This window comes from Caballeronia sp. TF1N1 (assembly GCF_022878925.1).
Classification (GTDB): domain Bacteria; phylum Pseudomonadota; class Gammaproteobacteria; order Burkholderiales; family Burkholderiaceae; genus Caballeronia.
Window position 1 is genome coordinate 1,399,005 of record NZ_CP084627.1, and the last position, 12,926, is coordinate 1,411,930.

The following is a 12,926-nucleotide window of genomic DNA, read 5'->3' on the forward strand; positions in this document are numbered from 1 at the left end:
GAAGAACGTGAGATTCGGAAGCGTATGCAGCGGTATCGAAGCGGCGAGTTGTGCGTGGCATCCGCTCGGGTGGAAAGCGCAGTTCGTCAGCGAGATCGAGCCGTTCCCGTCTGCCGTTCTCGCTCATCACTACCCGACCGTGGACAACCGCGGCGATATGACCAAGTTCAAGGATTGGCCCGATGCAACTCTCGATCTTCTCGTCGGCGGAACTCCCTGCCAAAGCTTCAGCGTCGCCGGACTCAGAAAGGGACTGGCTGATCCACGTGGCAACCTCATGCTCACCTATCTTGCCATTGCTGCACGATGGGCTCCCCGCTGGCTGGTCTGGGAAAACGTCCCCGGTGTTTTGTCACCAAACGGAGGACGGGATTTTGGCACCCTCCTCGGAGGGCTGGCAGAACTCGGGTATGGGTTCGCCTACCGCATTCTTGACGCTCAGTACTTCGGAGTGGCCCAGCGACGCCGCCGTGTGTTCCTTGTTGGACATCTTGGAGACTGGCGACGTGCCGCAGCGGTACTTTTTGAGCGCGAAAGCATGCTCGGGCATCCTGCGCCGCGCCGGGAATCGGGGCAAAGAATTGCCGGCACCCTTGCATCGGGCGCTCACCCAGGTGGCCACAACGGACAGGACGATGACGGCAAGTTCCTAGTCGCTCATTCGCTGCGCGGCGAGGGATTCGACGCGAGCGAAGACGGCACCGGGCGCGGCACGCCGCTCGTGCCGTGTCAACCATACACGCTCGCGATTCGAGGCCGTGACGATGGGCACGCGCTCGAGTATCGACAGGACGGGACTGCGAACGCGATCCTGACGCCGAACGGCGGTCGTGGCGTCATTGGCGTTGGCGCTGTTGCATTCGACCTTCAGCAGATCACCAGCGCTGAGAACCGGTCGCGCGTTGTACCCGGACCAGCGCCGACGTTGACAAAAGGAAGCGTGCTGCACGCGATCGCATTCGACTGCAAGGCTTCAGGGCAAACAGGCTTTGGCGTTGGTGACATCGCTTCGACGATGCGAAGCATGGGCCATTCGGACTCGCATCAGAACGGCGGTGGCCATCAGGCGGTGTTGCACGGCAGCGCAGTTCGTCGCCTCACGCCCCGAGAGTGCGAGCGCCTGCAAGGATTTCCCGACGATTACACGCTAATCAACGTACGCGGTAAACCAGCGGCTGATGGCCCTCGATACAAGGCGCTCGGCAACAGCATGGCCGTGCCTGTGATGCGATGGATCGGCGAGCGAATTCAAGCTGTCGACAAGGTACACGGCGCCTGATACGCGCAATCATTGCGGAGATGAATAAATGACTGATGAACGCTCAAACGAAGAACTTATTGCGATATTAGAAATCTCGCATCACGCAGTTTTTGTTGGCGCTGCGATGGAACTTGCGGATCGGTTGAGAGATGGCCGTGCAGTGTTAGCAGAGAGCGACAAGCAAGAGGCAAACAGACGCGACGCAATCTATCGCAAAGCGCTTGCTATGGGCGATGCGCCGGATACGATCGGCCCCGATACGCATGAGCACCATTTCGAAGTCGATCCGGCATCAGGAATCGAACTGTGCACGTATTGCCGTAAGAGTCGTGTTGCAACTAAGAGCGACAAGCAAGAGGCGAAGAGTTGCCGCACAGGCTATTACGATATTTGTCATGCCGCGAAATTCGATGGTGTCGTGTGTCCAGAAGACGAATGCGACATTGATGATGGCGTTCGGGTTGTTGCAAAGAGCGACAAGCAAGAGGCGGTGGCACTCGATCAGCAAACGAAAGCTCAAATCGAATCACTTGCCCGCCATTCATACGGCGGCAGATTCGCGGTGTATATGTCCGGCGATGATGCGCGAGCGCTTCTCGCCCACCCCATCGCATCCGCAGATGTGCGCGATGCGGAGCTACTCGACTGGCTCGACGCGGCCAATAAACCGTTCAAGATGGGATGGTGTGTAAGTGTCGCGCCAGCAGGAAATGTATCAGTTAGAAGCGTCATTCAACTCGATGGCGAGATAACCACGATTCGAGCAGCCATCGTCGCCGCCATCGCAGCTAACCGCGCATCCGAGGAAGGGGGTTCGAAGTGAAATACGAAGTCAAGGTCTGCCGAGACTGCCTCGGTCGCGGCGCGTATGACGATCCGCCGTGGGGAATCGTGCATTGCGCGAAATGTAATGGCATGGGCTTCCTGCGATTTATTGTGCCCGAGAGCGCATCCACCGACACGAAGGAGAAGACGTGAGCGATGTTCGAAAACTACCAACGCAGAGCACCACGGAGCGACCCGCACCAAAGCGAATCATGCGCCCGTGCGAATGGGGTCTGCTCGGAACAGTGCGCGATCTTGAAACGCAGAAGGGAAGCAATATCCCGCTAAGCCGCACACGTGGCGTGCGAAGAGACGCCGCCATCACGAAGGATCTATGAAAATGAACGACAGCCAAGAGCGGTTCGAAAAAGAGTTTGGCGTGATCGAGGCACACCCGATCGCATGGGCAGCGTGGATCATCGCTGAAAAGCAGGCACTTGAGCGTGCGGCGCAGATGTGCGACGACAATGCAGCCGCGCTCGAAAGCGTTCCATCGACTGCAACCGCTGCGTTAGCGCTCGTCTGTACTGCGCGAGATATTCGCGAGTTGGTATTGGATGACGCGCATACCGGACAGGAGAAAAGCGATGAAGATTCCAGGAGTTGAATCAAAGACGCTCAATCCTCAATGGCCTATGCGGGTTCGACCTTGGCTAGACATCAAAACTCTCGAGCCTGTGTATTCCGTGGAAACGCGTCATCCTGAGTTCAAGGTGTGGCTAGCGATATACACGAAGAGCCGCGGCCTCAAGCGGTTCAAGTCACGCGAAGCCGCACAGGCATTCATCAACGAAGCCAAGAACAAGCCATGTGCGCCCACTGCGGAAGCATGAATATCACGGAAGGAGAAGCATGATGGGCTGGAGCATCGGATACGACGAACACTGGAAGCGCGATGTCGGCTATGGCGTACCGACGTACTGCGATCATCCGGAATGCAATGAGGTGATTGACCGCGGATTGTCGTATGTGTGTGGCGGCGACATATTCGGCGGAGAGCGAGGCTGCGGTCTTTACTTCTGTGCCCGCCACATGTACCTGCCGATGCGTCGTCCTCAGATGTGCGAGCGATGCGAGAAGCGCCGAAAGCCCTTCAATGCGAAGCCTGATCATCCAGATTGGATCACCTGGAAGCTGACGGATGCAAGCTGGCAGCAATGGCGCGACGAGAACCCTGAGTTGGTCGCCGCGCTGCGCGCCATTATCGAATCGGAACTGAAGTGACCTGCAACATCGAAGAATTCATGCGCGTGACGCGCGCGTATCTCGGAGTCGAGAAATGGCGAAGCTAGTCTCCCTTGAGCAGTGGGCTGAACTGCTGTTCGGAAAAGAGAAGCCGCATCGAAACACGCTGCGCAACTGGCGTAAAAATGGCCGTATCGTGCCGCAGCCCATCAAATGCGGCGCCAAGTATTTTGTCGAACCGACCGCCGTTTACTACGACGATGCAGGCGAGATGCAACGGAGATTTGGGAATGGCCGCAAGGCGTCGTGAAGCAAAGCGCCGGCACTGGCCCGCGAACCTGTATCAGAACAGCACGGGCTATTTCTACTGGCGCAATCCTGACACCAAGAAGGATTACGGTATTGGCCGCGATCAGGCGAAGGCGTTTGGCGAAGCGCGCGCCGCCAACGCAGAGCTCGAACAGAGTCGAGGCCATCGATCGATCGTGCAGCGCATGACTGCACCGGATGACAGGACGCTGCGCGCCTGGTCGGCAGAGTACGCTGTGATCTATGCGGAGACTCGCAATCCGACACCGAGCACGATGAAGACTGTTCGCGCCGGCATCCGAGCCGTTTGCACCGCGCCGTTCGTCGACAGGCTCCTGAGAGAGGTGAAAACAAGCGAGGTCGCCGACTTTATTCTGACCGCTACCACGGCACGCGGCGCGCCTATGGCCGCTCTGATACGCAAGACCATGCACGACATGTTTCGCGAGGCTGAGACGAAAGGCTTGATCGAAGGAGGGAAGAATCCTGTTTCCGTCACGCGGCGGCCCGACATTGAAGTCGTGAGATCGCGGCTCACCCTGGAGAACTTCCTCGCCATCTATAAGCAAGCGCAGAAGTCGCCTGATCCGTGGATCGCGCGAAGCATGGAGTTGGCACTCATCACTGCGCAGCGCCGGGAGGATGTCTCGAAGATGCAGTTTGTCGAGGCGAAAGATGGATTCTTAGCGGTCGTTCAGACCAAAGGGCGAGGATCTGTGCGGCTGCGCATTCCGCTGTCGCTTCGACTAGGGGCGATCAAACTGTCGCTTGACGACGTGGTGAAGCGGTGCAGAGACGACGCCGTATCCGCGTACATGCTGCATTACACCGAGACGCGCGGCGGTCAGAGAAGAAGCGCCCGCGTAACAGCTGAAAAACTCACACGAGCATTTGCAGACACCCGCAACTCGACACCGGGTTTAACGTGGGAGGATGGTCGCACACCGGCTTCGTTCCACGAGATTCGGAGTCTTGCGGCACGTCTCTATACCGAGCAGTACGATGCGAAATTCGCTCAGGCGCTCCTCGGTCACAAGTCGGCGGAGATGACGTCTTTGTACCGCGACGTGCGCGGCGCGGAATGGACGGAATTGAAAATTGCCATATAAATCGTTTCAGACGAATAGTAGACGATTCTAGACGGTGGCCCGCCAGCAAAGGCTTAGCGGGCCGCAACGATTACATGGCATGTAATCATTCACAAGACTTGCGCTTCAATCGCCGCCTTATCGATGACCGACCACACCCGCTCGATACGCTCATCGCGAAACCGATAAAACACGTTCTCGCGAAAGCACACGCGCCGGCCGTTCACGGGCACGCCGAGGAACGTCCCTTTCGGCGAGCAATCGAACAGCAGGCGCGCCGCCACCGTCTGCGCGTCCTCAACGAGCAGTTCGATATTGAAATGCAGATCGGGAATCTGCTCGTAATCTCGCTCCAGCATGCCGATATAGCCCGCCAGCGTGCCTGGCACGTCGTTATACGACACCTCGTCGTGAACGAACTGCCCGAGCTTCGTCCAGTCCTTGTCGTTCAGGCAGGCAATGTAGTCGCGGTAAATGAGTGAGAGCATGGGTCGGGCTCCTTGGGCTTGCTGGCAAAGATAACATCGGCTCCTTGCGGCCGTGTTTCGATGCGCGGTGTTTTACGCACTAGGCAAACTTAGCGACGTTTTGTAAAGTCAGCCGAACGCGCATCTCCCTTCAAACTCATCGAGAAATCCGTCCATGACTCAACTCGCATCGAAATCGCTCGCCGGCAAGACCGCGCTCGTCACCGGCTCGACGAGCGGCATCGGCTTAGGCATTGCCACGGCGCTTGCGCAAGCCGGCGCGAATCTCGTGCTGAACGGCTTCGGCGATGTGAACGGCGCCCTCGCGCAGATCGAAGCCATCGGCGTGAAAGCGGTGCATCACGACGCCGATATGACCAAGCCCGGCGAAATCGAAGCCATGCTCGCCTTCGCCAACGAAACCTTCGGCGCGGTCGATATTCTCGTGAACAACGCAGGCATCCAGCATGTCGCGACCATCGACCAGTTCCCGGTGGAACGCTGGGACGCGATCATCGCCATCAATCTCAGCTCGGCGTTTCACACCATGCGCGTCGCGCTGCCCGGCATGCGCGAGCGCGGCTGGGGACGCGTCATCAACATCGCTTCGGTGCACGGACTCGTCGGGTCGGTCGGCAAGTCCGCTTATGTGGCGGCCAAGCACGGCATCCTCGGACTCACGAAGGTCGCCGCGCTCGAGAACGCGCGCAGCGGCGTGACGGTCAACGCCATCTGCCCCGGCTTCGTGCATACGCCGCTCGTGCAGAAGCAGATCGACGATCTCGCCGCACGCGAATCGCTCTCGCCCGACGACGCCCGCGCGAAGTTGCTCGGCGAGAAGCAGCCGTCGGCGCAATTCGTGACGACGGAGCAGATCGGCGATCTCGCCGTGTTCCTCTGCTCCGACGCCGCGAGCGAAATGCGCGGTTCGGAGTTGAAGATCGACGGCGGCTGGAGCGCGCAATAAAGCGCCCAGCGAAGCGGCACCGATATCGGCACGAAACGCACGCCTCGTCACGCGCACGACGCGCCAGATGCGTGCTATCGACGAAGCAGTGAACCGCGTATGACGATCATCATGGAAGTGGCGAAAGCCAGCAGCGAGCAGGCGGATGGATCGCGCAAGTGAATCAGGCAGTCTCGCATCTCGACGATTCGACCCAGCAGAACGCGGCGCTGGTCGAACAGGCGGCGGTGACGGCCAAGCGCCTGGCGAAGTGGCGGCGGTGCTGGAGGAAGCGGTAAGATTGTTCACGGTCGCCGGCCCAAAAGCGACGGCTTGAGTCGGAGTTGGACCGCGAAGGCTTCCGCGCTTGATAATATCGGGCATTGCCAACAAGGAGTGCCCCACATGACCGCAGAAGCCAACCGGCAAGAAGAAGCGCGCGCGATGGAACGCATCGTCAACGCGACGCGCCAGGTTCAATCCGCCTTTCTTGCCTTGCAGAAGCAGTTCGCGCCCGAGGGCGACGGCCGCCCGACGCAACTCGCGCTGACGGCCTTCGACGCCGCCCTGCAAGAGCTCGAAGAGGCGCAAGCCGCATTCGACACCATGCTCAACGACTTGTTCGACGGCAACCGCTAAGGCGGCCGCGGGCTTCAGCCGTTGCGCAACGCCGGCGCGTCCTCTTCGGGCGCGGACGGTCCTTCGAGCGCGGCTTCGCCATCCGAGGGATCGAGTCCGGTCCATGAGACGCCATCGGTCGATTGACGGCGCGCCGCCGCCACGCATGCCTCGACCAGTTCCTTAAACGACACCGCCGCCGAACTCGTGCGCACCAGCGCTTCGCCCTGCAGCGGACTTTCGGGGAACACGAGCCCCACGATCAGCTCGGCTGCCGGCGCACGCTGATGCAGGCGGCGCAAGAGATTGCGCAGATATGGCGGCGACTCGGCGGCATCGAACGAGACCACGCAGATGATCGACACGCCGTGCAGGTTCACTTCGCCGAAGCGTCCGCGCGAGAAGCGTTCGTAGCCCGCCAGATCGGCGCCCAGCCCGTGCTTCCTAAAGAGTTGCACCGCGATCGTCGCGGCCAGATCGTCCAGTTCGCTGCGCCCTGCAATGCACAACACCGACGCCGTGTGACCTTCCGCTTGCGCATCGAAATGCGGCGGCGGCGCTTCGTAGGCGAGCGGCACCGCTTCGTCCGGCGACTCCAGACTCGCGGGCGGATCTTCGCGATGAGGCGGCGGCAGCACGGCGGTATCGTCGGTTTCCTCCAGCCCTTCGATGATGTCGAGCGCCGACTCGTTGATGCGCCGCAACTGATCCACCGTCACCACGCCGCGCAGCACGTCGTTGTGCGCGAGCCGCAAGCCTTCGAGCGCGACTTCGTCGTAGTACGCGATCAGCGAGCGTTCCGTCAGCAGCGATTCCGCTTGCGCCAGCGCTTCGTCGGGATCGTTGGCAAGCAGGCGCTGATAGAAGTTTTCCGCAGGGGTGAGCGCTGGCCGGTCGCCGAACAGCACATCGAGAAATTCGAGGCGATCCACATGGCGCCCGAGAATCACGAGGCACAGCGTGAGCGGCGTCGACAGCACGAGACCGATTGGCCCCCAGATCCAGCTCCAGAAGATTGCCGCGACGATCACCGCGAACGGCGAAAGCCCCGTGCTGTGACCGTACAGGAGCGGCTCGACGATCTGTCCCGCGACGATGTCGGTCACGCCGAACAACACGATGGTCCAGATCAGCATGGTCCAGCCGGGGCCAACCGCCGCCGCGAACACCACTGCGACGAGCGCGGCGATCCACGTCCCGACGTACGGCACGAAGCGCAGAAGCGCCGTCATCACGCCGAACAGCAATGCGCCCGGCACGCCGATAACCGCGAGCCCAATCGAAATGATGATGCCCACGCTCACGTTGATGCCGAGTTGCGCCAGAAAATAGCGCGAAAGACGGCGCGCGGCTTCGTCCATCGCGGTGGTTGCCCGATGCAGATCGCGCGAGCCGAATAGACGGATCAGCCGGTCGCGTAGATCTTCACGCTGCAACAGGATGAACACGGCGACCACCAGCACGATGCCCGTCGTTTCAAGCGGACTGATGACCGGCGAGAGAAAGCGCTGCGCCAGTTCCAGCGGCGACGGCGATGGTTCGTGCACTTCCACCGGCATCGGCTGATCGATCGGCGAGGCGGCGGGATTGTTCTCGGCGGTGCGCTGCTCCTGCTCGCGCGCGGGCGAAATGCGTTTGAGCGCACGCGATGCGCGCCCGAGAAATTCATCGGCGCGACCGACTGTCAGGCGCTGCACGGAGTCGATCTTGCGTTCTACCGCGACCTGATACTTCGGCAGATCGCCCGCAAGTTGCGCGACCTGCGCGCCGATCAGCGCGCCGACAGCCGTCAGCACCGACAACGCCAGCAACACCGCGACGATCACTGATGGCACTTGCCCGAAGCGAATGCGCCGCAACATATCGACGAAAGGCGCGAGCAGAAAGCTCAGCAGAATCGCGAGGATGATCGGAATAAGTACCGCGCGCCCGAAGTACAAAGCGCATATTACGATGACACCAGTCACCAGCGACGCCAGCGCGCGCAGGCCGGGCGCGTCGGGCGGCAGAATCTTAGCGGGTGGACGGCGCGAGCCGGGTGCGGGAGGCATTTGAATTATTCGCTCGCTCGTGAGGAGGGAAAAGCGTCATCGGCGCAACGGACGTGTCACGCATTTGTCCGCATGAAGCAAGCGTCATGCCGCAATTCGGGTCAAAGGTGAGGGTTTGCGGGGCACCGCTAGGCGGCGCTATGAGGATCATCGAAACAATCAGTTGGCGACGCGGGCACGCAGCGTGCGAAATTGTTGGCCCACTGTCACGCCCATGCGGCACTTTCACGGATAAATCATGGGAGTCGATTCGCCCTGCATCAGCATCTGCAAGTTCGATGAAAAGACGGGCTTCTGCATTGGTTGCCTGCGCACGAAGGAAGAATGCAAGGAATGGAAGAAGATGAAGGACAAGCATCGCGTGCGGATAATCGATGAGCGCGGCAAGCGCAAAGCCAAACTCAAGAAACACAAGAAATAGCGCGCGCTTGAGACAAACGCTGGACTGGTCGACGGTAGGGAGATCAGCGTTCGTCGCACGGCGCGGGTCTAGACTCAAGCAATGCGGACCGCTTCGCGCCGCCACCTCGGGAGTTTTGTCATGAACGTTCGCCTTTGTGTTCTTACGGGCTTGTTGGTCGCGGCGTCGAGCGCGTTTGCGCAGTTGCATCCGCCGAGTGCGGAAACGGATATGAGCGCGCCTCAGAACAACCCCAAGCTCATGCCGGACGCGCCGCTTGGAAGCCAGTACCCGACGCACGGGAATGCGCAGGCGGGAGAGTTGAATTTGAATCCGAGCGATCCGCGAGCGCAACTAGTCAATGGACTGCCTAACAACGCGAATAGTGGCGGGTATGGGTCGCCGCTGGCGGGGAACAAGGCGAATGTGCCGCCCCAGAATTAAGGTGCGCGTGGCCCGCGGCGTCTGGTGCGCGTAGCAGTCTCGTCAACAATGAGCGCGCTTGCCCGGTAACTATTCCAAATCGCGGCTGATACGACCGTTCGCTTCGTTGGCTCGGCCACACGGCGCAAGGCGCTGTGTTTATCGCGGGCTGATGGCACTGTCCTTGCATAGGAAGCTAGCAACTCAACCAACGCGCGAACGGGGCGACTTATGCAAATTCTGGTGTTGGACGACGATCGCGATTTCGCGGCAGGCATTGCTTCGCTGATCGGCAAACTGGGGCATCAGGTTCAGCTTGCTCACGATTGCGGCGTCGCACGCGAACTTGCGCATGCACATACCTTCGATGTGATCCTTGCGGATGTCGAGCTACCCGATGGCGACGGCCGTGAAATGTGTGAGGGCTTGCGGGCCGAAGGCGCTTCTCACGATGCATACATGATCGCGATGACAGGGCGCACGGAATTGGGCGACAACGACTTTCCGTCGTTCGACGGGTATATGCATAAGCCGGTGACGTTTAGTGGTCTCGAACGAGCGCTGGAGGAATGGCAGGCTGCGGCGGGACTAGATTGATAGCGTAGGCGCGGCGGCGCGTCGTTGAACCGAACGCGCACTGGCCATAAACGAATATCTATCCGACAGTTCCGGCATAGTCGCGAAGACGTTGCTATCGGTCGTGCAGCGGCATCGATCGACTTGCGCTTCACGCGCTCGTTATTAGCTCAGGGCTCGGCTCATTTCGCTCAGCGGCATATGTTGGATGCTGTCCAGGAGCCGAATTTCACCGGCGCTAGGCTGAGCAACGATGTTGACCTCTGCGCGCGTTCGTCCAATGGCGCCGGGCAGTTCAGCGAGCATCTTTTCCAAGTCCTTCTCCGCGCCCGACGCACGCATTCCGAGTTCTTCAGCAAACGCCAGCACATTTGCACGCGATATCTCGGTAAAGCGCCTTGCGTTGCCGATGGGCATGGAGAGCTCCACATGAGGCCAGCGCTCGCCGTGTTCATGGTACGAGGGCGTGTTATAGACGACTGTACTAACGAGATCATAGAAGGGTGCAAGTGCGTAGCCGGAAGAACGCGAGAAAAACGAAACGTTCTTCAGATGTGCATCCGCGTTGCCCACGAGGACGTTGAACACAGTCCATCTAAAAAGTGCGAGTCGGGCGAATGCTTTCGTTCCGAGCAGGGACACACACTCTCCAAGCGCTTTGGCGCTGGCGTTGTTGTATTTGAACGCTTTATCCTTGTTAAGCAGTTGGGTCGCATCGAGCATGTGAATTCGCGACATTGGTGCGCTCGCGACGTCACGATCAAAGCGGTCGATGACGTAACACGCCGAAGGCACGCGCAGAAAATGGGTATTGGGTATGGGCAAGCTCAACTGGCGCGCCAGCCGCGCGCAAAAGAACTCGTTGATGGCCGAATGAGGATAGCCGGCCATCCGCATATCCGGCTTGAGTAGATGCATGGATGGCTCGGCGCCCACTGGCTCGAACAACTCATGTTTAGGGTGCTCTCCCGTCAGAATGATGAGCAGCTTTTGCTGAGCACCTGCCGCCGACATTCGCTTCGGCGAAGTCGCAGTCAGCGCGTGTGTCGGCATTGCCTGAATGCGCCTCTCGAGTTCTTCCAGCGCCAGCGGGGCCCGGTCAGCTCTAGGCTCGGTTTCACCCTCGGCCATTAGCGAAAGCGCACCGGCGGTTTCGCGACCGTAATAAGCGAGTAATCCCCATGCGTCGCTGGCATCCATCGACGCTTCCTTTGCGAGCGCCTCGCGCATGGCTTCTTCTGGAAGCAGGTTGTCGAAGAACCATTGCACAGGGCGCTTTGACGAGCCATCGACGACGCGGTCGCTGCTTAAAGGTAAAGCCGGCGATAGGGGAAAGGCATCCTTCGCTGCGACCCAGTGAGGATCATAGCCAAAGCTCCAGACACCGTTTTCATCGATTAGCGTACCAACGCGTCGCCCGTTGGCATAGGCAATCAAAGTTCGAGACGTCACGATCAGGTTGCCTCAGGTGGAGTGTTTCGGCGCGACCGGCGTCGCTTCAATGCGGATTCGAGGCTTTCTTTTGTAAATGTCGTGCCGGGCGTTTCCAGGTAGAGATGCATGCCGAGTTCACTCAGCAACTGAAGCACCTTCCCGACCTGAGCCGTTTCCTTGCCCAACTCAATTTGAGTGATGAATTTAGGCGATAGGCCAGTCGCCGTTGCCAACTCGTCGCGCTTGAAACCTTGCGCGATGCGTACGGCACGCACTAGCGCACCTAATGCGACAACATCTGTTATCTGGTTGCGTTGTTCAGTCATGGCTGACCCCTCGTTCCCGCTCGGGAACATTATGCCACGCTGGCCTCAAATAGGCTGCCTTGGTATCCGCTCGGGAACGAAGGCCCTCAACAACTTGTAAAAATCGCATCTCGTACCCGCTCGGGAACGCAGGTCTCGGCGATGCATGCATTCCCGATATAGCCGCAGGATCTTGCAAATAGGAAACAGCTTGCTCAAGCGGGAATTCCAGCCTCCCAAATACCTCACCGTTCTCCAAACAAGAACAGTGATTTGAATCCATCTGGTATTCAACTCAGCAGGACAAGTCCCCATACTTGGTTCGTACACGGAGAGACCCTCCGTAAAGGTCTGCAAAACGCGCCTCCGCGTCAGAAGACTGCCAACAACCAGCCATAAGGACTCAGGCCCGCCATGAAGCTCTATCACCATCCCCTCTCCGGCCACTCCCACCGGGCGCGGCTTTTCTTGCACCTTCTTGCCCTGGATCAGGAAGAAGAAGTCGTCGACCTCGCCGCCAACGCGCACAAGTCGCCTGAATTCCTGCGCCTGAATCGCTTCGGCCAAATCCCGGTGCTTACCGACGGCGATCACGTCATCGCCGATTCGAACGCCATCCTCGTCTACCTCGCGAAGAAAAGCGGCGATGCCCGCTGGCTCCCCGAAACGCCCCTCGAAGCGGCCCAGGTGCAACGCTGGCTCTCCGTTGCCGCAGGCCAGATCGCCTACGGCGCATGCGCGGCGCGTCTCGTCACCGTGTTCGGCCGGAAGTTCGATACCGAAGAAGTCATCGGCCGGGCGCACGCTTCGCTCGAAGTCATCGACGAAGAATTGCAGTCGCGCGACTGGATCGCCGATATCGGCAGCTCGCATCCGACCATCGCGGATGTCGCGCTCTACAGCTACATCTCCAGCGCGCCCGAAGGCAACGTCGATTTGTCCGGTTATCGCCATGTGAACGCGTGGCTGGCGCGCGTGGAAGCGCTGCCCGGATTCATCGAGTTCCAAAAGACGGCGGCCGGGCTGCGGGCCTGAGAC

General features: G+C 59.8%; 16 protein-coding genes and 1 pseudogene. 13 read left to right on the plus strand and 4 right to left on the minus strand.

All coding sequences use genetic code 11. The features are described 5' to 3' along the window. The first annotated feature begins 7 nt into the window (after positions 1-7). The 6 genes from LDZ28_RS20540 to LDZ28_RS20565 all read left to right on the plus strand — a co-directional run bounded on the left by LDZ28_RS20540 (position 8) and on the right by LDZ28_RS20565 (position 4,689). The gene (locus LDZ28_RS20540) at positions 8-1,279 is read left to right on the plus strand and encodes a DNA cytosine methyltransferase (RefSeq protein WP_244828928.1); all 1,272 of its coding nucleotides are present in this window, start codon (positions 8-10) and stop codon (positions 1,277-1,279) included. A gap of 28 nt (positions 1,280-1,307) precedes the next feature. Then, the gene (locus LDZ28_RS20545; protein ID WP_244828929.1) at positions 1,308-2,084 is read left to right on the plus strand and encodes a hypothetical protein; all 777 of its coding nucleotides are present in this window, start codon (positions 1,308-1,310) and stop codon (positions 2,082-2,084) included. 342 nt (positions 2,085-2,426) lie between these two features. Continuing rightward, entirely contained in the window at positions 2,427-2,693 is a 267-nt protein-coding gene (locus LDZ28_RS20550; protein ID WP_244828930.1) for a hypothetical protein, read from the plus strand. A 245-nt stretch (positions 2,694-2,938) separates the two neighbouring features. Next, positions 2,939-3,310 carry a hypothetical protein gene (locus LDZ28_RS20555; RefSeq protein ID WP_244828931.1) on the plus strand — a complete coding sequence of 124 codons (372 nt, stop codon included), beginning with the start codon at positions 2,939-2,941 and terminating at the stop codon, positions 3,308-3,310. A gap of 55 nt (positions 3,311-3,365) precedes the next feature. Next, positions 3,366-3,581, plus strand: a complete 216-nt coding sequence (locus LDZ28_RS20560) for an excisionase (RefSeq protein ID WP_244828932.1) — start codon at positions 3,366-3,368, stop codon at positions 3,579-3,581. Beyond that, positions 3,562-4,689, plus strand: coding sequence for a tyrosine-type recombinase/integrase (locus LDZ28_RS20565; RefSeq protein ID WP_244828933.1), 1,128 nt, complete (start codon positions 3,562-3,564; stop codon positions 4,687-4,689). The genes LDZ28_RS20560 and LDZ28_RS20565 overlap by 20 nt, the downstream gene beginning before the upstream one ends. 89 nt (positions 4,690-4,778) lie before the next feature. Here the strand turns inward: LDZ28_RS20565 and LDZ28_RS20570 are convergent, their stop codons facing one another. Further along, on the minus strand, positions 4,779-5,156 hold the full coding sequence (locus LDZ28_RS20570) for an ester cyclase (RefSeq protein WP_244828934.1): 378 nt from the start codon (positions 5,154-5,156) through the stop codon (positions 4,779-4,781). A gap of 154 nt (positions 5,157-5,310) precedes the next feature. Here LDZ28_RS20570 and LDZ28_RS20575 point away from each other — a divergent pair, with 154 nt between their 5' ends. The 3 genes and pseudogenes from LDZ28_RS20575 (at position 5,311) to LDZ28_RS20585 (ending at position 6,720) form a co-directional block, all read left to right on the plus strand. After that, positions 5,311-6,102, plus strand: coding sequence for a 3-hydroxybutyrate dehydrogenase (locus LDZ28_RS20575; RefSeq protein WP_244828935.1), 792 nt, complete (start codon positions 5,311-5,313; stop codon positions 6,100-6,102). Positions 6,103-6,145: 43 nt separating this feature from the next. Continuing rightward, a pseudogene (locus LDZ28_RS20580) lies at positions 6,146-6,418 on the plus strand (chemotaxis protein); the annotation flags it as partial. 68 nt (positions 6,419-6,486) lie between these two features. Beyond that, positions 6,487-6,720 (plus strand): hypothetical protein, encoded by a 234-nt coding sequence (locus LDZ28_RS20585; RefSeq protein ID WP_244828936.1) that lies wholly within the window; start codon positions 6,487-6,489, stop codon positions 6,718-6,720. Positions 6,721-6,734: 14 nt separating this feature from the next. On the opposite strand, the gene LDZ28_RS20590 is transcribed toward LDZ28_RS20585, so the two are convergent. Then, the gene (locus LDZ28_RS20590) at positions 6,735-8,750 is read right to left on the minus strand and encodes an AI-2E family transporter (protein ID WP_244828937.1); all 2,016 of its coding nucleotides are present in this window, start codon (positions 8,748-8,750) and stop codon (positions 6,735-6,737) included. A 238-nt stretch (positions 8,751-8,988) separates the two neighbouring features. Here LDZ28_RS20590 and LDZ28_RS20595 point away from each other — a divergent pair, with 238 nt between their 5' ends. From LDZ28_RS20595 to LDZ28_RS20605, 3 genes are all read left to right on the plus strand, one after another. Beyond that, entirely contained in the window at positions 8,989-9,171 is a 183-nt protein-coding gene (locus LDZ28_RS20595) for a DUF1289 domain-containing protein (RefSeq protein ID WP_244828938.1), read from the plus strand. A gap of 120 nt (positions 9,172-9,291) precedes the next feature. Beyond that, entirely contained in the window at positions 9,292-9,594 is a 303-nt protein-coding gene (locus LDZ28_RS20600) for a hypothetical protein (RefSeq protein ID WP_370652172.1), read from the plus strand. Positions 9,595-9,804: 210 nt separating this feature from the next. Continuing rightward, complete coding sequence (locus tag LDZ28_RS20605; protein WP_244828939.1) at positions 9,805-10,170, plus strand: response regulator; 366 nt, start codon at positions 9,805-9,807, stop codon at positions 10,168-10,170. A 144-nt stretch (positions 10,171-10,314) separates the two neighbouring features. On the opposite strand, the gene LDZ28_RS20610 is transcribed toward LDZ28_RS20605, so the two are convergent. Then, positions 10,315-11,601 carry a HipA domain-containing protein gene (locus LDZ28_RS20610; protein WP_244828940.1) on the minus strand — a complete coding sequence of 429 codons (1,287 nt, stop codon included), beginning with the start codon at positions 11,599-11,601 and terminating at the stop codon, positions 10,315-10,317. Positions 11,602-11,603: 2 nt separating this feature from the next. Continuing rightward, a complete protein-coding gene (locus tag LDZ28_RS20615; RefSeq protein WP_244828941.1) occupies positions 11,604-11,909 on the minus strand; it encodes a helix-turn-helix domain-containing protein in 306 nt (101 codons plus the stop codon). A gap of 393 nt (positions 11,910-12,302) precedes the next feature. On the opposite strand from LDZ28_RS20615, the gene LDZ28_RS20620 reads away from it, so the two are divergent. Then, the gene (locus tag LDZ28_RS20620; protein WP_244828942.1) at positions 12,303-12,923 is read left to right on the plus strand and encodes a glutathione S-transferase family protein; all 621 of its coding nucleotides are present in this window, start codon (positions 12,303-12,305) and stop codon (positions 12,921-12,923) included. The last annotated feature ends 3 nt before the right edge of the window (positions 12,924-12,926 follow it).